The sequence below is a fragment of the Janibacter terrae NBRC 107853 genome (assembly GCF_001591405.1).
Lineage (GTDB): Bacteria > Actinomycetota > Actinomycetes > Actinomycetales > Dermatophilaceae > Janibacter > Janibacter terrae.
Window position 1 is genome coordinate 386558 of the sequence record NZ_BCUV01000007.1, and the last position, 21648, is coordinate 408205.

Sequence of the window (21648 nt, forward strand, 5' to 3'; positions counted from 1 at the left end):
CCGCTAGATCCCGGGGTTCTCGGTGCCCGGTGAGGGGTTGAGCGGGTCAGGTCGCCCGCTTTTCGCCCGCATGACCCGCTCCATGCGGGCACTTCCCAGGCCGTCCAGGGCCGACGCGACCGCGTCGAGCTCGTCGTCGTAGAGGTGCGCATAGATGCGTGCCGTCGTCGTGATCGAACCGTGGCCCATCGCCTTCTGGATGAAGCGCAGATCCGCGCCCGCCATCCGCGCGAGGCTTCCGAAGGTACGGCGCAGGTCGTGCGGGGTCGCGACGATTCCGAGCTCGTCACGCGCGGAGTCGAACCCCGACCGGCGTCGCCAGTTCCGTACCCGTAGGTGGCTGCCCTCGGGAGATGGGAAGACCAGGTCCTCGAGCTGCTTGCCGTGAATGCGCTGCTCGAGCAGGTCCGCAACCATGGCCGGGATCCCGATGTAGCGGTTGGATGCCTTGCTTTTCGGCTGACTCACATCGAGGCGACCATCCACCTCAGTCGCCCGCTCGACGACGTGCACACGGCGCCGGGCGAGATCGACGTCCGCAACACGAAGCGCCGCGAGTTCTGACCACCGCAGCCCCAAGTACGCCATGGCCAGGACGATGTCTCCGTCCTTGGGCATCGCCTCCGCCAGCGAGTGCACCTGCTCGACCGTAAGGATGACGTCGCGCGCCGGAGGCCGCGATGGGAGGCGGATCCCTCGAGCAACGTTCACCGGCACCCGCCGCGTCCGCATCGCATGGTCGAGCACCTGGACAAGAACTCGATGTGCCTGCCGGACGGTGTCGGGCCCCTTCATCTTGGACAGGTCCGTCACCCAGTCCGCGACGTCGGCGTGCTCGATCTTCGAGACAGGCCATCTGCCGAACTGTTGGTCGACATGCTTCCAGCCCCGGCGGTAGTTCGCCCGTGTCGTCGCCCTCAGATGGCCCGACCCGGACCGGTCGTACTCCTCCCAGACAGTCGTCAGGAGCACGTCCCCGCGCCGGGGATCCACCCAGTCACCACGACGTTTGCGGGTCGCGATCTCCTGTTCGTAAGCGACTGCGTCGACCCGCCTGTCGAAGGTCCTGGCTCGCTCTCGACCGTCGGGAGCGTAATAGCGCACCTGCCACCTGACACGCCCGGTGCGTCCCACTCGACGGGAGATCATCGTCGTGCCTTCGCCTCGTCCAGCCACGCTCGAGCCTCTGCCGCATCAAAGCGTCGATGCTTGCCCAGCTTGAACGATGGAGGCCCCTCCCCCAGCGCCACCCAGTGGTACACGGTCGAGACAGGTACGCCACAGATCTGCGCGACCTCCTTGACCGTCAACAGCTCCGGAAACTCGACCGTCGTTGCTTGGCTCATCCCGTTCACCTTCCCCTCGCGTGTGTTCATGTCCCCGTTCCTGCTCGCTCCTGGGCGTACTCGCGCGCACGGGCAGCCGCGGCCGTGGCGATCTCGACTTCCCCTTCGCTGGACCAGCCGACCCCGACGAACTCCCACATGCCGATGACCACCGAGGTCTCGGACTCGTCCTCCTCGACCTGCAGGGCCCGCTCGATTGCTTCGACGTCGACGGGTTTCCCAGCGCGGTGGGCACGTTCGGTCTCGTCCTGCATGACCTGCTGGAACCGGGCCCTTCGGCGGCGCAGGGTCCGGTAAGTCACCGAGTAGCACCTGGACTTGGAGGAGTAGTGCCCGCGGTAGCCGAGCTCTTTGGCCCACTTCCCGATGAGCACGTAGTGATCCCGGCCCTCGGCGTCGACAGGGACCGCAACGTCCTCCCCCGCTCGACGTCGCTCCGCACGCAGGATTGCCTCGTCGTGGACGTCTCGGCATGCCTGCTTGATCCGGTGCACGTGAGCGCTGTCTGGCACGGCCAGCGACGTGTCCTTGGTGGAGTACTTCGCGAGGTAGGCCGCTACCTGCTCACCGGTGATGGGCGCATCGGGGTCGTCGGTGCGGTGGCCGTCCCGCACCACCCGGATGTCGAGCTGCTCGCCCCAGCGAAGGACCCGCGCTTCGTCCTGGTCATAGGTCGGTGGAGCGATGACCTTGGCCCGCGAGAAGGCTGCGCGGATCGCCTCGACCATGACCTCGACTCCGACGTCGCAGGCTGCCCCGATCCCTTGGTTGAGGGGACCGTCCAGACGGAACAGCGCGTGGAAGTGGACGGCTCCACGAGCCTGCATCTCAGCGGTTCGCCCGAACTGTCGGGACACGACCTTCGAGACGGACGAGGTCGTCACGTCCAGGAGCGCGGCGAGCTGGCGGCTGACGTCCTGCACGGCGCGCCGCCAGAGCTCGGGTGCGTGGTACTGCCAGACGACGTGTCCGAGGTAGTCGTAGCACTCCGGGCAGATCGGTGACCCCACCACGGCATCGTCCTTCTCGTGCCGGCGGGTGCATGAGAGCGACCGTCCATGCGGGCACTTCTGAGCGCCTCTCGGGTGGCACATGCGTCCGCCACGGATGGAGTGCACGGGCCCGAACGAAGGTGCGGTGACCGTGACGAAGACGAGGGGGTTCTCCGCGACCCGCTCGGGGACGCCCTTGCCCCCTTCGAGGCCGCACCGGATCATCTCGAAGGTGTCGCGGGCGTAGACACGCGAGCACGACGTGCACACCGATTCCCGTCGGTTGCCGCATCGCGTCAGCAGCACCCCCATCGGGGCATCCTCGGAGGAGTAGCTCGACACGACTTCCCCGGTGCGCCTGTCGACGGTCAGTCCGCGCCCTGCCAAGCGGATCGGTCTCTGGCAGAACCCGACCCGGCTGGCCGCCTGGGTGAAGTTGTCCAGCTCTCCGCGGGCGATCAGTTCTCGGACTGCGGTGCTTGCCCGATCGGTCAACCCGTCGAGGCCCTGTTGGCGGTTCAGCGTGAGGGTCATGTCAGCCACCCGTCACGTGGGCGATGAGTCGAGCCACGGCCACCACGAGGAAGGCGAGTGTGATCCACGAGATCCGACGTCGAGTCCGCTGGTGCATCAGAACTCGCCCGCAGCCTCACGCGACGCGACGCAGTCGACACAGACGAGGTGGTCCCGCCCGTTGCCGATCACGTATGACCAGCCTTCGCAGAAGGTCGTGGCCGCGGCGATGGCGTCCGAGGTCGTCGGAAACACCACCCGGCCGTCGGTGCGTCGCACGAAGACCGTCCCGCACTCGTCACAGGCGACGGCAGCACCACGGCCCAGCGCGGAGCGAAGGGGCAGCACCTGCGACGGCGCGACAGCCAGCATCCAGCTCATGCCGTCTCCCCCAGCTCGAGCCCGGGCAAGGTCAGGTCCGCGCACTCCGGGGGCAGGGTGACGACTCGGCGTTCCTCGCGGTCTTCCTCCGTGGTGCCACCCCACACGCCCTCGTCCTCCCACGTACGCGCGTACTCGCAGTTGAGTCCCCGATAGTGGTGTAGCGCGGTCGCCGACATGGTCCCGGTTGTGGACGTGGGTGCGGCCACCGCGTGATCCTTCGAGCGAATCTTCCACAGCACTCTCGAACGGAGTCATCACGATGACCGCACCACACATTGTCGACCCTGCCGGCCTGCTGGGTGAAGCCCTGTCCGAAGCCAGCCCGGACTTGATGCGTTCCCTGCTGCAGACCATGCTCAACGCGTTGTTGTCCGCGGACGCCGATGCCGTCGTCGGAGCCCAGTACGGCCGACCCAGCGCGACTCGCACGGCGCAGCGCAATGGGTACCGTCACCGCGACCTGGACACCCGCGTCGGGACCGTGGACGTCGCGATCCCGAAACTGCGCTCGGGGACCTACTTCCCCGAGTGGCTCCTCGAGCGTAGGAAGCGCGCCGAGTCCGCGTTGATCACGGTCGTCGCGGACTGCTACCTCGCCGGGGTGTCGACCCGGCGCATGGACAAGCTCGTCAAGACCTTGGGGATTGACTCGTTGAGCAAGTCGCAGGTCAGCCGCATGGCGGCCGACCTCGACCAGATCGTCGAGGAGTTTCGCCACCGGCCCCTGGCCGATGCGGGGCCGTTCACGTTCGTGTCCGCCGACGCGCTGACGATGAAGGTCCGCGAGGGCGGGCGGGTGATCAACGCCGTCGCGTTGATCGCGGTCGGGGTCAACGCCGACGGGCACCGCGAAGTCCTCGGGCTACGCGTGGCCACCTCCGAGACAGGTCCGGCGTGGAATGAGTTCTTCGCCGACCTGAGCGCCCGCGGACTGAGCGGGGTGCGGCTGGTCACCTCCGACGCCCACAAGGGCTTGGTCGAGGCCATCGCGGCGAACCTGCCCGGCGCGTCGTGGCAACGCTGCCGCACGCACTACGCCGCGAACCTGATGTCCGTGACCCCCAAGAGCATGTGGCCGGCCGTGAAGGCGATGTTGCACTCGGTGTACGACCAACCCGACAAGGACGCCGTCCAGGCGCAGTTCGAGCGGCTGCTGGAGTACGTCGACGGCAAGCTGCCCGATGTCCACGACCACCTCGACGCAGCGCGAGCGGACATCCTGGCGTTCACCGCCTTCCCCAAGGACGTGTGGACCCAGATCTGGTCGAACAACCCCGCCGAACGCCTCAACCGCGAGATCCGACGCCGCACCGACTCCGTGGGCATCTTCCCCAACCGGGCCGCGATCGTGCGCCTGGTCGGCGCCGTGCTGGCCGAGCAGACCGACGAATGGGCCGAAGGACGGCGCTACCTCGGCCTCGACGTCCTGGCCCGCTGCCGCATCACGATCGTCACCGACACCAACCCCGAGATCGGAGACCACACCCTGCCAGCACTGACCGCCTAACCCCTAGCGAAGGAGAACACGCCGCTACACCACCACCCGGGACTTGACCGTACTCGCGGCATATCTCGCGCACAGGACAGGATGCGCACACGAGCAGTGCCTTGACCGCGTCGTCGTATCCACGCTCTGGGAACCACCAGTCCGGGTGCGGATGACCCGCGCATGCACCGTGGGTGTTGAGCGTCGCCAACGTCAGCCGCACCTCACGCGGCCTGTCATTCAGAATCATGTCGAACCCCTTCCAGCGCAATGACATTCGTCGTCTCGTGGTTGTTGGTCTTCTTCCGAGGTGAGCGCGGACGACGTTCACGTGGTCGCGGCTGCTCGCCCCCTTCGCCCTCAGACGCCGTGATCGCCTCAGCGGACGGCACGAACTGGACGCCGGCTGCGGCGATCTCCTCCAGCGGGGGCACCCAACGCACCGCAGCCGGGTAGTGAGCCGCAGTGGCCTTGATCAGCGCGTCGGACCAGTAGTGAGCCCGCACCCGCGCGACCGAGCCCTCCTCGGTGACCAGATAGCCCGCGCCCGGCATGTCCATGGGGATCCGGTGGGCCGGAGCCTCGTCACTCATCCCCTGCCCCAGAACCATCCGAACCTCATCCGCTGACGCGAGACGAAGAGCGATCATCTGGGTGAACAGGCCCCGGGCCGGCACCGTCTCCTTCTTGGGGTCCTGCACGAAGGCGACCACCACGACGCCCATCGCGCGCCCCTGCGTGAGGATCTCGGCCAGGAGCCGGTTTCCCTCCCTCTTCACTTCGGCGTCCGCGTAGGCAGTCAGCGCCGCGAGCTCGTCGATCACCAAGAGGTGCAGCGGGTCTCCCGGGAGGGGCTCGTGCAAGCGCGACTGCCCAACCATCTGGCCGGCTCGCTCGTCGATGATCTGCAGCAGGTCTCGCAGGACCGCCAACGCCTGCTCGGGGCGGTAGGCGGTACGGAACATCAGCCCGTCCCCCATGGCGATCTCAACGCCACGCTTCAAGTCGACGCCGTGCACCCGGACGGTGTCCTGGGCGATCCATGGGGCGAGGGAAGCGACGACGCCCCAGAGCACCGAGCCCTTGCCCGAACCGGAGCGACCCGCCACGAGGGTGTGCTTTCCCACGAGCGACAGACGCCATGGCATCCCGGACTCTTCCCGGCCGACCTCCATCGGCTCGAGCGTCGCTCCGACCGTACGGTCAGTTGGCAGGGCCGCCGTGGTCGCCGACTCCAAGGCGTCCGCCATCGTCAAGCGCACGTCAGCGACTGACGGGGAGATGACCGAGGACCGAAAGGCAACGGCCCCGACCCCAGCCGCCAGCTTCTCGGCACCGGCAACGAGGTCAGTCGATGCCTGGCCACGACGCGATCTGATGCGTGCGATGACCACTCCGCCCTGCGAGGTCACGCGGAGCAGCCGCGGGTCCGTCCACGTCGGCTCACCGCCTTCGTCCACGCGCTCCGACAGACCGCAGGAACGGGCCACAGCGATGAAGGATCGCCGTACGTCCCGCCGTCCGATCCACGCGGAGACTGCGTCGGGCAGGTAGACCGAGACGACAAAGACCGCCCCGACGAGGCCGACGACTGCCCACACGACCGCGCCGGCCCCGGTTCGCATCGGCCCCACCCACGAAGCAAGCTCCCTCGTCTCCCACGGCCCGACAGCCAAGAAGGCGAAGGGACCGATCTCCGCCGGCAGGGACTCCACGGCCTCGGCCAGCACGATGAGCGCGACCCAGATCGCAACGAGTCTGCAAACCGCGGGGGCAGCCGCCCGACCCGCAAGCACCAGCCCACGCGCCAGACGGCCGCCCCACGCACCCAGAAGAGTCATCACGCAGCCGCCGACTCCGAGCGACCGACGCCAGAGGACTTGGACACCTTGCCCGGGGCGGCCATGCCCTTGGCTCGGTAGGACCACGCGAGCTTGGGCCGCACGCCGTTGTCGTCGATCCAGGGCGTCACCGTCAGGCCCTCGAACTCGACCGGCACGAAGGGCAAGTCCCCCGTGTTGGCCGGGGGGACAGGCTGCTGACGCGCTGAGATCTTGACGTTGATCGTCTTCTCGTTCTTGCGCGCCTCGGGGTCGGCATCGAGGACCGGGACGGTCCAGATCAGCTCCCCGGTGTCGGGGTCCGTCTGCTGCGGGCGAGTTCCGTCGGCGCGCTTCTCCTGGTTGAAGTCCTGTACCGGCTCGACATCACCGACGAGGTACGCCCCGTTCGGGAAGACCGATCCGAACACAACCTCCATGCGACGGCTAACAGCCATGACTCTTCTCCTGTCTAGTAGGCCTAAACACCCGATGTGTTTAGAAGCCCTATACGTAGGGCTGGTCCCCAAAGTAGGGCTTGCGCAGTCCTCCGTCAAGACCTTCTAAACTGACTCTGTGGACAACGACCCCTTCGAGGCGGTCCGGCGCGAGTCGGACCCACTAGAGCAAGCACGCATGGCCGGCGACCTCATGGCGCTGTACCGCCAGCGTGGCTACGAGCTTGCCCGAATCCGGCGCGACGCCATCAACCGCGTGGTCGAGCAGCGCGGCGGGACCTTCAGCGCTGTTGGTGCAGAGCTCGGACTGACGAGGGGACGGATCTCGCAGATTCGTAAGGACGCACCGGCCACGGAACGAGCCTTCTTCGGGGTCGGTCCTATCGACGTCGCCACACCGACGCGTCACAGCAGCGATCGCCCGGAGGGTGTCGTGGCCCTGGAGGACGCGGAGTCCGCCCGGATCATCTCGGATGTCTTGCGGGACCTTACGTTTGAAGTCCGACCGGTGGCGATCCCGATCGACGGTTCGTGGACGCCGGCTCACGAGGCGGTAGTGATCTGCGGCCCGAAGTCCTCCCACGTCTCGGCCGAGATCCTCAACCACGACCCAGTCCTGGCCTTCCACGAGACCGAAGACGGCCGGTGGGCCATCGAGGACCGGAAGACCGGCCAGCGATTCGAGTCACCGCTCGACAACGGCGCGAAGGGGGAAGACCTCGCCTACGTCGGGCGGGTCACACGAGGGACCAAGACAGTCCTGGTCATCGCTGGGATCCATGCCCTGGGCTCGATCGGAGCAGTCTCCTACGTTGCAGAGAATCTGCGTTCCCTTCACGATGCTGTGGGAGCGCAGGACTTCTCGATGGTCGTCCGCGCTCAGTTCGACGGACTGCTCCCAACCACGAAGGAGGCCGCATGGGGCCCGGTGGTCCACTGGTAACCGTTCGAGCAGCCACGCTCGCCGGCGGAGAGAAGAACCAAGACCGCTTTGCCTACGGCGACGGATGGGCCTTCGTCCTCGATGGAGCGTCATCGTTCGACACAACGCGGCCCGAGCACGACGGAGCCTGGTACGCCGAGCGTCTCAAGAACAAACTCGTTGACGAACTGACTGCACGCCCGGTCGATGCCACGACGGACATCGTGTCGAAGGCGATCGAGAGCGCATCTGCGGCCCATGACGACCCCGAGAGCTGCCCCACAAGCACCCTCGCGATAGCGCGGTGGACCAACGAAGCGGTCGAGGTATACGTCCTCGGCGACAGCACCGCGGCTCTCATCCACTCCGAGCAGGAATCGGCCGTCACAGACTCACGACTGGCAGCCATCGCTCCCGACCTCCGAACTGAGTACCGATCGCGTTTGGCCGATGGCCACGGTTTCGACAGCCAACACCGAGCCCTACTGCAGCAGCTGCAATCGCGTCAGGAAGCAGCCCGCAATCAAGGCGGCGGCTATTGGATCGCAGGGGCGGAGCCAGAAGCCGCCCATCACGCAATTGGTGACCGACTGCCCCTGTCCGAGATCGACGCCATCGTCTTGGCGACGGATGGCGCAGCCTCAGCGCTCGAGTACGGGACGGTGGACTCGTGGGCTGCCTTCGCTCGCTCCGATCTTCGTCCGCTTCTCGAAGCGCTACATGAAGCCGAGGAGTCGGACCAGCAGGCGATCACCTGGCCTCGAAGCAAAGCGCACGACGACAAGACGCTACTTGTCATCGACTTCGGCACTACGTACCAGCGTCAGTCCCGTTGAACGTGGCCGGCATGTTCGCATCGAAGGCCAGCAGCCGCGGGATATAACGCTCGGGCGCTGCTGGCTATCGCGGCTTGGACGTCGCCAGGAGCCCAGAGGAGGCTCCTACTCCTCTTGGGCTTCTTCCCACCACACCCCGAGCTCCTCTTGGTCGAACAGATCGGCCGTGCGGGTCTCGTAGACCTCGAATCGCCCTGCGCACCGGGCAAGGAGGGCTTCGATCTCGTCGACGTCCTCCTGCGACACGCGTCGGCCCTTGGGGATCTCGAGCAGGAGTACGTCCCCGGTGGTCGCCTCCTCCACGTCCCAGACCTTCGCGTCACCGAGCAGCCCGGCGAAGGCACCTTCGTCGCGGGCGGCTGCCGCCTTCATTTGGCCGCCAGTTAGTTCAACGCCGCCAGCGCGCGCTGCGCCTCCTTGCGCACCCACGCCCGGTCATCGTCCAGCATCCGCTCCAAACCCGCGCGGGCCGCTGGCACCTTGAGCTTCCGAAGGGCCGCGACCGCATGACCACCGACGACGGGGTCATCGAGCAGCTCGGTGAGCACCTCGCCGGCCTCCGGCGAGTTTACGGCGCGTAATCTCAAGAATTCGCCTCCCTTGGGATCGCTGAGCGCATGCAGCGAGGCGGAGGTCTCTGACTACTTCCGTCTGATAGAGCAGAGATGCGTTCAATTTGCGCATGTCTAGTGCCGCTCGGGGTAAAGCACCAAGGCGGGACGGGGCATGGGGTTGAAGGTTATGAGCTGTTGGCCAGCGTCCCTTGATCGAAAACCGTCGGCCCTGGGTGCGATTCCCCCGACCCCCGGCGGCAACTATCGCCGTAGCCGCTCCTGCCAACCAGCCCACCTCGGCGGTCCATGAACGTCGGCACGTGGTCGGCGGTCACTAAGACCCCCCCTCACCTCCTTGGCTCGGTGGACGGTTCGGTAGATCGTGGTCACTAAGACACCTCAGGGCCGGACGTGGAGAGATCGGCTATCGTCGCCGGCCAGTCGACCTGACAAATCAAGTCGAAGGCGCGCTCCCCGGTTCTGGCTGTGCCCCCAGGGGTGCCATGGGGGTCCCTTTCCGGCAGGTTGCCTCCAACCTGCCGAGCCCAGCGATCGCCAGCGGGCGTCCGATCTGGTGAGTGGTCAGTCAGGTGGCCGCGGGCGAATAGCCAGCGGCCCACCTGCACCGAGAAGGTAGCGCCGCGGCCCGCGTCTCCGCCCCGCACGCCCTCGTGAGCCCAGACCAGATGGACCCACTTGACGTCATCCGAATCCCACTTGCTCGTGACGAACATGACGGGACTCCCGTCGAGGAGCACAACGTAGGCGTGGAGAAAAGACCATGAGGGAATCGGTGAAGTGGTCTCGAAGATCTCGACCTCACCTGCGGTGGTGCTCAGCGTCCCCAGCCATCCATACACCTTGGGCACCCCCGGGTTAGGGTGCCCAGCGAAGAGCCCACCCCAAAAGCTGTCGTCCGTGCTCACTGAGACTCTCCCCTGCTCTCGCATGTCAGGTCCGCCCTGGACCCCTGCGTGAAGTAGGCCTTCCCTCCTACCGTGATTTCGGTTCGTATCTCATCGATACCGAGGTCAACGTATGGTGCGTGTTCGTCGAGGGCGCCTACCAGACGCCGAGCCCCTTCAAGCAGTTCCCAAGCTATGTGGGCGCTGCGGTTCACTCTCAGTTCGAGGTCGGCGTCGGGCGGTGGCAGTTGAAGTTGCTGCAGCCCCGTCGTCGCGGGGAAAGAGCCGAGCGCATGAGCCACATCTGGATGAAAGAAGCTCGTCGAAGCGGCAAGTCCTTCTAGGGAAACCTTCACTCCCATGATGGTCGATCCCATGAGATTGAAGTGGTGTCGCGGGTCGGTGAAGAAGATCGGGGCGTGCCGCTTGATCCTCTCTGCGGCCGCCCAAACGCTCGCCCGATCGTGAGCGTCTACCCCACCAAGGTTCTCGCCCGTCATCTCAGTCAGCGCCTCGAGGAAGGCGCGGTACTGCCCGAGTGGCCCAACTCCGCACGAAACGAGTGTCTTGAAGGCCATTTCGTGGGATTGATAGGCCGCTCGCTGACGTCGCTCTTCCGGGATCTTCACGACGATCCAGTGGAACAACAGCGCCCCCGCGAGGGCGTATGCAAGGTTGCGCACGATCTCGCCCACGGCGTGGCCACCGGGTACCCACTCTGGCCACATCTGCAGCAGCTCGACGACGAAGGCTACGAGGAACAGAACTCCGACCGACCAGCCAGGATGGTCGAGAAGCCAGCGCCCAGCCCGTTCCAAACCCATATCTCGCTCAGACTTCACAGGGATCAGCGCTAAGCCACGCACCTTGGGAGGTCTCAGCGTGGGCACTGGGATGCCCTCCCCGGCTCGTTCGTCATGGCCTTGGCCCGGGCCACGGTCCTGTAGATCGTGGCGCGGTTGACGCCGTAGTCCTCGGCGAGCTCGCCGACTGTGACTTCGCCGGACTCGTACTCAGCCAGCACCTTGAGGTGTTGGCGCTTCGACAGCTTGGGCGGTTTGCCGTTGAGACGGCCCTTAGCCCGGGCCACGGCCAGGCCTTCCTTGGTGCGCAGCGAGATCATGTCGGCCTCGAACTCAGCGACGGCCGCGAGCGTCGTCAGGAAAAATTTCCCGAAGGGGTCGGCCGGGTCGTAAGTCGCCCCGGCCATCTGGAGGGCCACTCCCCGCTCGTGAAGGTCGCGGGTGATGTCGCGCAGGTCTGGCACCGACCTGCCCAGCCGATCCAGTTTGGTCACCACGAAGGTGTCCCCCTTCCGCGTGGCGGCAATCGCTGCCTGGAGCCCAGGACGCGTCGCGGTCCGGCCGGTCAGCTTGTCGGTGTAGATCCGGTCGGGCTCCACACCCAGCCGCCCCAGAGCCTCGATCTGGGCGGTGAGGTCCTGCTTGTCGCGGCTCACCCGCGCATATCCGATGAGCACTCGACCTTCCTCGCATTCGTGGGGCGTTTACGCGATTCTATCGCGAACTAGGCAAATGCGACATCCAAAATCAGGGGCCGCGTGCTGGGCTGTCAGTTTCCGAAGTCGGCTGCACAAGTGTCCGAAGTCCTCTGCACATGGCCGTCCGGACTCCATATGAGGATCCCCTCGGGGCACGCGCGGCTCGCGGGTCCGCAGCCTCTCGATGCGATCCATTACGCATAGGTCACGAGGTGGACGGTGCGCACGCGGACGGTCTTGTCGAGGCGGCGCAGCTAGGGGGCCAGTCGCCAGACGCTGACGTGGCCTTCGCTCTGGGAGGTGAAGGGTGTCCCGATCCAGTCCTGCGCACGATGCTCGAGTGTCATTCCGGCCAGTTGCGCCATCAGATCGAGTTCACTGGGCCAGACGAAGCGGTAGTTGTGTCTCCCGCGGCGGTAGGTTCCATCCTCCTGTCGGGTGAAGTGGTGCGAGATCGCCCGTTGGCTCACCAGGTCGTAGGTGTCGAAGCCCAGGTGTTCGTCAGAGACGTCGAAGGGCACAGCTGCCTGGCCGGGCGGCAACCGGCGAAGGGAGGGAACGCCCACCTCCACCAAGAAGCGTCCGCCTGCGGACAGGTGCCGTGCGGCGTTGTGGAAGCACTCGACCTGCTCTTGCTGCGTGCACAGGTTCCCGATGGTGTTGTAGACGAGGTAGACGAGCGAGAACTCGCCCGGAACCCGGGCGGTTGCCATGTCGCCGATGGTCACCGGAATCTGGTCGGGTGTGACCTTGGTGCGCAGTTGTTCGACCATCGCTGCGGACAGTTCGATTCCGCTGACCGGCACTCCTCGCGCCCTGAGGGGCACGGCCACCCGTCCGGTACCGATCGCCAGCTCCAGAGCCTGCCCGCCATCGGCGAGGGCGACCAGAGCATCGACCGTCGGCGCGAGGACTTCGGGGCTGAACATGCCCCCTTCGTCGTCGTATCGCCGGGCCTGCTCGAGGGTCCACATGTCGCTGCTGGTCATGCCGGGCACTGTCTCGCACTCACCCCAGCCGCGCCACCGAATTTCGGTCAAACGGGCTCTTCGCGGTTCGTGGTGAACGGCCGGGTGTGATCGGTGTTCACGCCGCTGTTCGGGAGGCGCTGCTCAGCAGGATACGGGTGCGGTAGTTGTGCGGGTTGCGGAAGCCTCGTCCGGTGCGCTTGATTTGCTTGATGCCGGTGTTCGCGGCCTCGACCTTCGCGGTGGTCGCGCCGGTGACGACGAGGACCTCGATGGCGTCCCACCATGCCACGACGGTCTCGTACAGCGCGGTGGTCTCGGGCATGTCCGCGACCACCGCGTAGTAGCCCAGGCGCATCCGCTCGTTCCAGGCGTCGGCGAGCGTGTCGACGGCCAGCAGGCGGCGTAGTTGTTCCTTGATCGCCCACGCTGCGGACAGCTCGTCGGTCGGGTCGTCGATGGCGAAGACCCGATCCAACCGGGCCCAGGCCCGCTGCGAGAGGGTGTCCGCGCCGCGCAGCAGCAGCAAGCGGTGCGCCCACGCCGGGTCGTTCTTGCGGCCGCGCCGGCCGTGCTGAGCGCGGGTCAGGCGCTGCCGCACCCGAGTGACCATGTCGTTGCCGAGCTTGACCAGGTGGAACTTGTCCACCGAGACCGCCGCTCGGGGCAGGTGCTCGCGCAGCGCCTTGCGGAACGCCGCCGAGGGGTCGATCGCGACGACTTGCACCTGCTCGCGCCACGCGGGTGAGCGCTCGGCCAGCCAGGCGCCCACGGCGGTGGAGTCGCGCCCGTCGACGATGCCGAGGACCTGCCCAGTGGCCAGGTCGACCAGCGTGGTCATCCACGGCTCGTACCGGCGCCCGGCGCCAGCTTCGTCGCGGAAGAAGCGCACTGAGCGGTAGCGGTGCTCATCGATGCCCAACCGGGTGACCGCGATGTCGTCGACGTCGGGCAGCACAGCCGCTGCCGCGCTGGTCAGGGCGGTCTGGACCAGCCACCACGAGATCCGGTGGGCGCGCGCGACCTCCGCGGCAGCACGGCCGGAGTCGATGACCGCCGCCACGATCTGCTCCTTCAACCGCCTCGTCGAGCGCGCGAACCGCGGAACCTGTGTGGTGGCCTCGGCGAACGTGCCTCTGCTGCAGCGTGATTCGGAGCAGAACCAGCGTCGTTTGGCCCACAGCACCTCCACGGCGCCGGCGACCGGGACGTCCCGGACCCGTTGCAGACGACGGGAGTGGGCCTTCGTCGCGATCACGCCGCACTCCGGACAGCCGGGTGGATCGGTCGAGGCGACCGTCACCCGCCGGCCGCCTTCGGGCAGGTCGACGGCGTCGATGACGCGGTAGTCAGGCAGATTGAAGATCGTGCTCGCAGCATCACGCCGCGAGACCGTAGGCTCGTTCACAGGCTCGTGGTCCTCTGTTCTGGGATGTCTCGACAACACCCATCACAGCAGGGCCACGAGCTCCTACGCCGCTACGACGCGGACCTCTCCTTCACCACGAACCACGGAGAGCCGTCAAACGTCTCTCCGTATGGGGCGCAAGCTGCCGCGCCCTCGGACAGCGTCACCCAGGAGGATGGCGCCGCATGCTCCGCCGGCCGATCCTGTAGCGGTTGCTTTCGAACGACTGGGAGTGGCAGAACTGTCGACCTAGCGGCGCGTGCCATCGTGAGGCCATGACGTTGCCTGTGTCTGCCCGCGAGCTCACCGACGAGGAGTGGCAACTCGTGGAGGTGGCCCGCACCACCATCGACGTCAGCACCGATGCTGGACCCGACGAGGATGGCGTTCACACGATGGGCGCGGCTGTACTCGCTTCCGATGGACGCATGTTTGCCGGCGTGAACCTCTACCACTTCACCGGCGGCCCCTGCGCGGAGCTGGTAGCCCTCGGCACCGCACGGGCGGGCGGAGCTCGACAGCTCACCACCATCGTGGCCGTCGGCAACCACGGACGCGGCCCGGTCGGCCCTTGCGGACGGGACCGTCAAGTGCTGTTTGACTACCACCCGGTCATTCGGGTCATCCTGCCGACCGAGAACGGCATACGCAGCATGTTGATCACCGATCTGATGCCGCTGGCAGCGCCTTGGACCGTTGAGGGTGGCACGCAACCGTACGATTCGGCGCTGTTTCCTCATCAGTGAGTCGTGTCCCGCACCCGATCCCCAGCTGGAACAGAGCGGGAAGGCTGGAGGTCCTCAAGTAAGTCCAGCGAGAAACGTGCGCGCCTGCTCGACAAGAGAGACGAGGAAACGGGCAGAACCAACCGCGTCCCCTGTGAGCTGGAGGCCGTGGTTCCCCCCGGGAAGTTCCAAGACCACGTGCCCGGTCTTGTGCGCTAGGTCTGAGTCCCACGATTCGTCAACGCTCCCGCCCACGAGGAGCGCCGGGCCGGCCTCGCGCAGGACACTGGCTCGAACCTCGTCGCGGTGAAGAAGCGGGGTGAGCCACACGCCGGGCAGCTCTCAGTGGGCAGTCCAGTCGATCAGTGGCCGCGTTCGGCGATGAAGACGAATTCCGCGCCGGGTCGATCTGGTGCCTGTCGGACCTCGAGGGTGGTGTAGCCGGCCTGCATGAGACCGTCGTCGACCTCGGCCCTGTCGCGGAACCGCAGCGTGGAGTCCGAGGACATCGTGGTGTGGTCGGGGAACGTGTACGTGTGCCGGAAGGAGACCAACGGCAGGTCGACGCGGGTCACCACTCGTCGGTGCTCGACGCGCCCCACCGCGGGCACATGCCTGATGACCTCGGCCGGATCGCGTCGCCAGCCCTCCCAGGCACGGGACTCGGGTCGTCGCGTCTCGAAGACGAGGTAGCCACCCGGGCGCAGCGCGCCTCGGATACCGGCGAGAGCGGCCGACCATGCCGCGTCGGTAAGGAAGACCTGCGCGACATTGCCGGTCATCACGGCAAGGTCGACCTGCATGTCGGGCAAGCAGGTCGCATCGCCGTGCAGCCACTCGACTTGGTCAGCTCCCGGCTTGCCGCGCGCCACATCCAACGAGGCGGACGCGGGATCGACGCCGGTAACGCTAACGCCGCGTGCGGCCGCCAGCAAGGCCAAGGACCCGGTGCCGCACCCGATATCCAGCACACGGGTCGCATCGAACTCGGTGACGATGTCCAGGTAGTGGTCGAGGTCGTCGCGCGGCCCATCGAATACGTCATAAAGCGCCGCCAGGCGTGGGTCGCTGAAGATGGCGTCGATCACGACTGCCCACCGTAGTCCAGCCCTTCAGCTGGCGCCGATAGCCGATCCCTACGCGGAGTGCACCAGGGCTTCTCGGAGGAGGCCTATGTGTCGTCGGGTGTATTCAGCGTGGTCGAGCCACACCTGACCGTGGCCTTCGTCCCAGAGTCGCGCCCATGGCTGGGCCTCTGTCTCGTGACCGTCGCGCAGCAGGTCGTACATGCTCATGATGCGGGGGATGAGGAGTTCTACGAGGTGATCGCGTCCGTTCTGGTCGAGGCGGTAGCCCTCGGCAAGTGCTGCTAACCGTCGCGAGGCGGTGGTGGCCGCGGTGGCGGGTTCCAGAGGGGCGAATCCGTGGGCTGCGTATGCAAGGTCCCACAGGCGTGAGCCCGGGCCTGCGTTGTCCCAGTCGATGAAGACCCAGCGCTGACTGCCAAGGACCAGGTTCCACGGCGCGAGGTCGTGATGGATGATCAGGTCGTGCGCGTCCGGGGGGATCACGACGTTCCAGTGTGCGTCTGCGGGTGGGGTGAACTCGGCAGAAGCATCGTGGAAGTCGCGGATAAGTGACCCGATTCGTCGGATCGCGGTGAGGTGGTCGCGCGGCGCGAAGGGCATGGTGACCTCGCCCTCGACGTACTCGAGGACGTGGCGGCCGAGGTCGTCGAAGCCGAGAGTGCGGGGTGCGGACGGGTATCCCACCTCGTTGAGGTGGTGCAGCAGCGCATAGACCGAGTGGGACCAGGGACCGCTGGGCCGGCGGACGGTATTGCCGATCCGCACCACTGCTGTGCCGGTGTTACCTCCGGCGAGCTGCTCCTCGTCTACGCTGCGTGCCACCTGGTCACGGTGCCATACGAGGAACGGGCGCCGGTACCGGTGGGGCACATCAGAGGCGGCCTCGCGCGCCGCCACTTGTCGGTGTCCCGGTTGACCCGTCCGGAGCTTTCACCGGGACCGGGCCGACATGCGGCACCAACCACTTGGCTCGTTCCACTGTCGGCCGAGCACCTTCTTGCCGTCGTCTCGGAGCTCGCCAGCGGGTGAGACGTGCCGGTAGAGAGTCTGCCGAGTGACGCCGAGTTCTCTGCACAGGGCGCCGACGTTGGTATCGGGTTGCCCCATGGACGCCGCGGCGAGACGAACCTTGGCGGGGGTCATCTTGAACGGGCGCCCGCCCGTGCGTCCCCGCGCCCGGGCGGAAGCCAGCCCAGCAACGGTGCGTTCGGAGATCAGGGCCCGTTCGTACTCGGACAGGGCGGCGAAGATCCCGAACACGAGCTTGCCCGCGGCCGTGGTGGTATCGATCGCCGCGCCCTGGCCCGTGAGGACCTGCAGCCCGACGCCGCGGGCGGTGAGGTCATCGACGATGGTGACCAGGTGGCGCAGGTTGCGCCCGAGGCGGTCCAGCTTCCACACCACCAGGGTGTCCCCCTCGCGTAGCCCCTTCAGGCAGGCGGTCAGCTGGGGCCGGTCATCCTTGGCGCCGGAGGCGTGGTCTTCATACACCCGCTCAGGGTCGACGCCGGCCGTGGTCATGGCGTCGTGTTGCAGGTCGGTGGTCTGCGACCCGTCGGCCTTCGAGACCCGCACGTACCCAACCAGCATTTTCCCAACTCCATCACTTATACGACCGATTACGTGACATCGATATCCCCGTCTGCTCGCCCGGGTGCACTTGTCACTTAATCCGTCACCCAGTCTAAGTCACGCGAAGGGCCCGCGGGAGCCAATATGGAACAGTCGACGTTGGGTTGAGCTGAGTCTCGCGCGCACCTCGCCTCGGAAGGCGTCAGTGGGAGGTTGTCGTGGGGGATGCCGAGGGCAATCAGGTCAGCGCGGGCCCGCACGAAGGCGGCCTCGCTATCGGTCCAGGCGGTGAGGACGGTCAGGAGCTTCCGGGCGGCTGCCGGGTCGTCGCGGGCGAGGGCGATCGCCTCGTGCAGTGCATCCTTGGCCTTCTGCCAGTGGTCATCCGGTCCGGGGACCGCTCGTGTGTCGGCGGGAACAGACGGTTCGGGGGTCAGGAGCGGAGCGAGGGTGCCGTGTGCGCCGATCTCGCCGGTTTCGATCAGGTGCACGGCGGTGGCTGCGGCCTTGAGGAACTTCTGCTGGTGCGGCCAGGCCAGGTCTTCGTAGGGCCGCCAGGCACCGACGATCCCCGCGCGGACGGGGTGGCCGGTCGAGTGCCAGATGTGTTCGAGGGTGCGCCGGGAGTGGGCATCCAGCTTCGAGACGGGGGTGGACAGCTCGTCGATAAGCGTGCGCAGCAGCCGGAACCAGACGCCGACATGCACTGCGCGGCGAGGCAGGGTGACGGCGCCGGTGGAGAGGCCCTGGTGGGTGCGCACGTCCATGGCGCGGACGGCCGCTGAGGCGGGCGTGGTGTGGGTGTTCGCCTCTTCCCACCCGAGGAAAGTACCGGCGGCGCCGAGGGTCGGCGCCAGGTGGCAGCCGTGCTCGGGGCAGCTGAGCGTCAGCGGGAGCTGGGAGGCGAGAGTGAAGAACGGCGCGGTCGCCACACACAGCGGGCAGGCTCGGCGCATCGGACCTGCTGTGGGTAGCCAGGCCCGCCAGCCGGGCACTGGCCGTCGGTCTCGTAGTCCGGTTGCCCACAGCAGCGAGTCCTGATGGACGTAGGTCTCGAACCCCACCCCGGGCTCTGGCTCCGGGCCGAGGGTGTCCAGCAGCCAAGGCACGTGCCCGGCGATCGTCATCCGGCGTATGTCGCCGAGTGAGACGCCGGTGCGGTCGGCCAAGATGAGCAGCGCCCCGGCGGGTGGGTCCAGGTCCAGGCCAGCGCGGGTCAGGCTGGTCGTGTCGGTGCCGGGTGGGGCCACGTCGTGGCGGAGCAGCTCTTCGACCGTCATGCCGTATGGCTTGGCCAGCCGGGTCACCCAGGAGGAGAGGGCCTCTCCCTCGCGTGGTGGCGGGTGCAGCGGCCAGCGGCGCGTCATGTCAGTTCGCGCTCGAACGTCCGGCGTCGTTCGGTGGGACCGACGTAGGGCGCGATGCGCAGGGTGCGCTGGTTGATCGCCTCCTCGCCGGACTCGATGGCGGCCACCGCGGCATCGGTGAGCAGGTGGGTGAGTTCGCCGATGGTGCCCTCGCTGCGGGTGAGCAGGTAGCGGGCCATGTCCTCGGTCGTGATCGGTGAGGGCCGGTGCAGCGGGAAGGACGCGGCGAAGCTGGCCAGCAACGAGCAGGCCTCCTCGCCCGCCTCCCACCGGGGCAGGGTGAGTGGTTCGAAGCGGTTCTCCAGCTGGTCATCGGAGCGGATCGCCAGGTAGGCCTCCTGAGTGCCGGCCCCGACCAGCGGGATGCGCAGCTCGTTGCCCAGGAAGCGCAGCAGGTTGAGGAACTCCCGCCGGGTGTGGGCCTGTCCGGCCAGGACGTTGTGCAACTCGTCGATGACCAGGACCCGCACCCCGACCGCCCGCAGGAGGCGCAAGGCGGCTTGTTCCATTTCGGCCACCCGTTGCCGGGGGCGTAGCGGTGCACCGAGGGCAGCCAGCAGGGCGACGTAGAACCGGCTGACCGAGGGTTCGGTGGGCATCTGCACGGCCAGCACCGACACCTGCTCCCGTTCGGGGTGGGAGGTGGGCGGGTGAAGGCGGCGGAATTTCTCGATGATCATCGACTTGCCGTTGTTCGTCGGGCCGATCAGCAACAGGTTCGGCATCCGCTGCTTGCCCGGCCAGGTGTAGAGGGTCTCCAGCCGCTCCAGCGCCTCCGTGGCGCGGGAGTAACCGATCCACCGGTCGGCGCGCACGTGCCGCACACGCTCCTGTGCCGGCAGCCGCGCGATCGACCGTGCGCTGGCGTGTAGATGCTCCAGTCCGCCATTCGCGACGTCTTCGCTGGCCCAGTCCTGGGCTTCGCTCACCATTGCTCAATCACCTCGAACGGCGCCGCAGAGCCCACCCGGGAAGCACTGCCCGGCTCCAGCGCGGTGGCCGGGAGATCTTCGGGCGGGACTGACGCGGCAGGTGCGGCCCGTGAGCGCGGCGCGGCACCGGCCTTGTCGCGGCGTTCGGCGTCGCGGCGGGCCTTGCGCGTGCTCGACCGCGCGGTGACGGTGATGGCGCGCATCTGCTCGACCATCCGAAACAGCGCCTGCTCGTCGACCTGCGCCCGGCCCTCGTGGCGGAGTCGCTCAAGCGCAGCGCGGTGCTCCCACACGCTCATCGCTGGACGCGACAGCGTCCGGTAGGGCACCGACAGATAGGTCTCGCCCTCGGGGTCAAGGACCCAGATGCGGCTGATGTCGCGCGGGTCACGGCGAATCACGAACCGGTCCAGCCGGTCGCGGCGGGCGATCCACGGCTTGAGCGCGTCGCTGAAGTAGTGCACGTGGTCGATGACGAACCCGGTGCGCGTCAGCCTCCGGCGGAACACCGGCAGAAAGTCGACCAGGAACGCGCTCTCGTTGGCCACCGTCACCGCAGGCGTCTCCGCAGCGCCGGCCACCCAGCGGGCCTGTGGGGTCTGCCCCGTCGTGCCATGCACTCGCCCGTGATAACTCGCCACCGCCAGCGCCAACCACTTCTCCAGCTCCGCGACCGTCAGGGCAGCCTTGGCGTCGGAGTCGTAGCTGCCGCGCTGGGCCGGGTTGGAGAACGTCGTGCCGGGCAGCTCGTGGACCATCTCCATCAGCGTGCCGATGACCCGCTCGATAACCCCGCCATAGTGCGGGCGCCCCACTGGCCGGTAGTCCAGCGTGATCCCGTACTCCTGGCAGCCCCGACGCAGAGCCTCGCTCTTGAACTCCGCGGCGTTGTCCAGAAACAGCTCGCCCGGCTTGCCCGCCATCGGCCAGTCCACCTCGATCCCCAGCCGCTCGACCCAGGCCCGCTTGTCGGTGACCATGTTCGCCAGGCACAGCCCAACCGACAGCGCCGAGGGCGCCTCCAACGTGACCACCAGACCCACGATGGATCGAGAGAAGACGTCGATCGCGACCGTCACGTACGGCCGCCCGATCGGCAGGCGATGCCGCTCGTCGACCACGACCAGGTCCACCACGGTGTGATCGATCTGCACCTGCTCCAGCACGCCGGTCACCGGTGGGACCCGGCCACCGGCCGACTCCAGCGACCGGGCCGCATCTGCCCCCTCGCGCGCCTTCATCGCGGCGAGCGGATCCAGGGCGGCGATGCGGCGCACAATCGCGCCACGTGACGGGGCCGGCAGTCCCCGCGTACGGCAGACCCGGATGACCTCTCGGTGGATCGCGGTGATCTTCTTCCGCTGCCGGGTCAGGTAGTGCTTGCGCAGCACCTCCCGGACGACCACCTCGACCGCGCTCGGCAGTCGCTGCCCTCCCCGCCCACCGCTGGAACGACCCGGGATCAGGTCCGAGACCACGCCCCGCCCCTCGCGCCACCGACGCAGCAGGACATACACCTGCCGCCGCGAGATACCCAGCCGCTCGGCCGCCACCTCTGCGGCGACGGATCCACCGGCCGTCCCCGCCTCTGCCAATGGGCCGATCACCTCGGCTCGGCGAACCGCCAGCGCCCACACCTCATCGGAGACGGTCAGCAGACCGCGCTCGGCAACCTGGCCCTCATCGACTGCATCGTCGTGCACACGACTATGGAACCACCGCGCACCGCCCGTGCACAGGGGTACGGACACGCCGCGAACTCACACCCGCGTGCACTCAGTCCAGAAAGTCACAGCGCCCGGTGCAGTCGACTTCGAACAATGACAGAGTGGTCGGCTGGTGTCGAGAAGCGCTCTAAATTGGAGCAACGC

23 protein-coding genes are annotated in these 21648 nt (G+C 67.3%); 4 read left to right on the top strand and 19 right to left on the bottom strand.

The genetic code is table 11. The features are described 5' to 3' along the window. Window positions 1-3: 3 nt before the first annotated feature. The 4 genes from JT1_RS11430 to JT1_RS11440 form a co-directional block, all read right to left on the bottom strand. Window positions 4-1104 (bottom strand): tyrosine-type recombinase/integrase, encoded by a 1101-nt coding sequence (locus tag JT1_RS11430; protein WP_169701959.1) that lies wholly within the window; start codon window positions 1102-1104, stop codon window positions 4-6. A 41-nt stretch (window positions 1105-1145) separates the two neighbouring features. After that, window positions 1146-1376, bottom strand: a complete 231-nt coding sequence (locus tag JT1_RS17885) for a helix-turn-helix transcriptional regulator (RefSeq protein WP_082807631.1) — start codon at window positions 1374-1376, stop codon at window positions 1146-1148. After that, a complete protein-coding gene (locus JT1_RS11435) occupies window positions 1373-2872 on the bottom strand; it encodes a replication initiator (protein ID WP_169701960.1) in 1500 nt (499 codons plus the stop codon). The genes JT1_RS17885 and JT1_RS11435 overlap by 4 nt, the downstream gene beginning before the upstream one ends. Before the next feature lie 96 nt (window positions 2873-2968). After that, window positions 2969-3232: a hypothetical protein gene (locus JT1_RS11440; protein WP_068326439.1), complete on the bottom strand. Its 264-nt coding sequence runs from the start codon at window positions 3230-3232 to the stop codon at window positions 2969-2971. A 262-nt stretch (window positions 3233-3494) separates the two neighbouring features. Between JT1_RS11440 and JT1_RS11450 the strand changes: the two genes are divergently transcribed. Further along, on the top strand, window positions 3495-4742 hold the full coding sequence (locus JT1_RS11450) for an IS256 family transposase (RefSeq protein ID WP_068326446.1): 1248 nt from the start codon (window positions 3495-3497) through the stop codon (window positions 4740-4742). On the opposite strand, the gene JT1_RS19165 is transcribed toward JT1_RS11450, so the two are convergent. The 3 genes from JT1_RS19165 to JT1_RS11460 all read right to left on the bottom strand — a co-directional run bounded on the left by JT1_RS19165 (window position 4687) and on the right by JT1_RS11460 (window position 6999). After that, window positions 4687-4998: a WhiB family transcriptional regulator gene (locus tag JT1_RS19165; protein ID WP_082807632.1), complete on the bottom strand. Its 312-nt coding sequence runs from the start codon at window positions 4996-4998 to the stop codon at window positions 4687-4689. The two genes, JT1_RS11450 and JT1_RS19165, sit on opposite strands and share 56 nt — an antisense overlap. Beyond that, on the bottom strand, window positions 4958-6451 hold the full coding sequence (locus JT1_RS11455; protein WP_169701962.1) for a type IV secretory system conjugative DNA transfer family protein: 1494 nt from the start codon (window positions 6449-6451) through the stop codon (window positions 4958-4960). The genes JT1_RS19165 and JT1_RS11455 overlap by 41 nt, the downstream gene beginning before the upstream one ends. Before the next feature lie 110 nt (window positions 6452-6561). Then, window positions 6562-6999: a plasmid replication, integration and excision activator gene (locus JT1_RS11460; RefSeq protein ID WP_068326453.1), complete on the bottom strand. Its 438-nt coding sequence runs from the start codon at window positions 6997-6999 to the stop codon at window positions 6562-6564. Between the two features lie 118 nt (window positions 7000-7117). Between JT1_RS11460 and JT1_RS11465 the strand changes: the two genes are divergently transcribed. Both JT1_RS11465 and JT1_RS11470 read left to right on the top strand, forming a co-directional pair. Then, window positions 7118-7942: a hypothetical protein gene (locus JT1_RS11465; protein ID WP_068326456.1), complete on the top strand. Its 825-nt coding sequence runs from the start codon at window positions 7118-7120 to the stop codon at window positions 7940-7942. Then, window positions 7918-8757 (top strand): protein phosphatase 2C domain-containing protein, encoded by an 840-nt coding sequence (locus tag JT1_RS11470; RefSeq protein ID WP_068326459.1) that lies wholly within the window; start codon window positions 7918-7920, stop codon window positions 8755-8757. Before JT1_RS11465 ends, JT1_RS11470 begins: the two co-directional genes overlap by 25 nt. Before the next feature lie 105 nt (window positions 8758-8862). On the opposite strand, the gene JT1_RS11475 is transcribed toward JT1_RS11470, so the two are convergent. The 6 genes from JT1_RS11475 to JT1_RS11500 form a co-directional block, all read right to left on the bottom strand. Next, window positions 8863-9129: a hypothetical protein gene (locus tag JT1_RS11475; protein ID WP_068326463.1), complete on the bottom strand. Its 267-nt coding sequence runs from the start codon at window positions 9127-9129 to the stop codon at window positions 8863-8865. An 11-nt stretch (window positions 9130-9140) separates the two neighbouring features. After that, window positions 9141-9344, bottom strand: coding sequence for a HEAT repeat domain-containing protein (locus JT1_RS17895; protein ID WP_169701963.1), 204 nt, complete (start codon window positions 9342-9344; stop codon window positions 9141-9143). 889 nt (window positions 9345-10233) lie between these two features. Further along, window positions 10234-11058, bottom strand: coding sequence for a hypothetical protein (locus JT1_RS11485; protein ID WP_169701964.1), 825 nt, complete (start codon window positions 11056-11058; stop codon window positions 10234-10236). A gap of 35 nt (window positions 11059-11093) precedes the next feature. Further along, window positions 11094-11696 carry a recombinase family protein gene (locus JT1_RS11490; protein WP_068326471.1) on the bottom strand — a complete coding sequence of 201 codons (603 nt, stop codon included), beginning with the start codon at window positions 11694-11696 and terminating at the stop codon, window positions 11094-11096. Window positions 11697-11971: 275 nt separating this feature from the next. Continuing rightward, window positions 11972-12706 (bottom strand): class I SAM-dependent DNA methyltransferase, encoded by a 735-nt coding sequence (locus JT1_RS11495; protein WP_068329110.1) that lies wholly within the window; start codon window positions 12704-12706, stop codon window positions 11972-11974. Between the two features lie 97 nt (window positions 12707-12803). Continuing rightward, complete coding sequence (locus tag JT1_RS11500) at window positions 12804-14093, bottom strand: ISL3 family transposase (RefSeq protein ID WP_032492314.1); 1290 nt, start codon at window positions 14091-14093, stop codon at window positions 12804-12806. A gap of 275 nt (window positions 14094-14368) precedes the next feature. On the opposite strand from JT1_RS11500, the gene JT1_RS11505 reads away from it, so the two are divergent. Beyond that, window positions 14369-14839, top strand: a complete 471-nt coding sequence (locus JT1_RS11505; RefSeq protein ID WP_218005593.1) for a cytidine deaminase family protein — start codon at window positions 14369-14371, stop codon at window positions 14837-14839. Between the two features lie 341 nt (window positions 14840-15180). Here JT1_RS11505 and JT1_RS11515 read toward each other — a convergent pair whose 3' ends face one another. The 6 genes from JT1_RS11515 to JT1_RS11540 form a co-directional block, all read right to left on the bottom strand. Beyond that, window positions 15181-15906, bottom strand: a complete 726-nt coding sequence (locus tag JT1_RS11515) for a class I SAM-dependent methyltransferase (RefSeq protein WP_018155884.1) — start codon at window positions 15904-15906, stop codon at window positions 15181-15183. Window positions 15907-15954: 48 nt separating this feature from the next. Beyond that, window positions 15955-16803 (bottom strand): phosphotransferase, encoded by an 849-nt coding sequence (locus tag JT1_RS11520; protein WP_218005594.1) that lies wholly within the window; start codon window positions 16801-16803, stop codon window positions 15955-15957. Between the two features lie 33 nt (window positions 16804-16836). Continuing rightward, a complete protein-coding gene (locus JT1_RS11525; RefSeq protein ID WP_068326478.1) occupies window positions 16837-17496 on the bottom strand; it encodes a recombinase family protein in 660 nt (219 codons plus the stop codon). 77 nt (window positions 17497-17573) lie between these two features. Next, window positions 17574-18845 (bottom strand): TniQ family protein, encoded by a 1272-nt coding sequence (locus JT1_RS11530; RefSeq protein ID WP_068326480.1) that lies wholly within the window; start codon window positions 18843-18845, stop codon window positions 17574-17576. Beyond that, window positions 18842-19774: a TniB family NTP-binding protein gene (locus tag JT1_RS11535; protein ID WP_439645748.1), complete on the bottom strand. Its 933-nt coding sequence runs from the start codon at window positions 19772-19774 to the stop codon at window positions 18842-18844. The genes JT1_RS11530 and JT1_RS11535 overlap by 4 nt, the downstream gene beginning before the upstream one ends. Next, the gene (locus tag JT1_RS11540; RefSeq protein ID WP_068326486.1) at window positions 19771-21480 is read right to left on the bottom strand and encodes a TnsB C-terminal domain-containing protein; all 1710 of its coding nucleotides are present in this window, start codon (window positions 21478-21480) and stop codon (window positions 19771-19773) included. The genes JT1_RS11535 and JT1_RS11540 overlap by 4 nt, the downstream gene beginning before the upstream one ends. Between the last annotated feature and the right edge of the window lie 168 nt (window positions 21481-21648).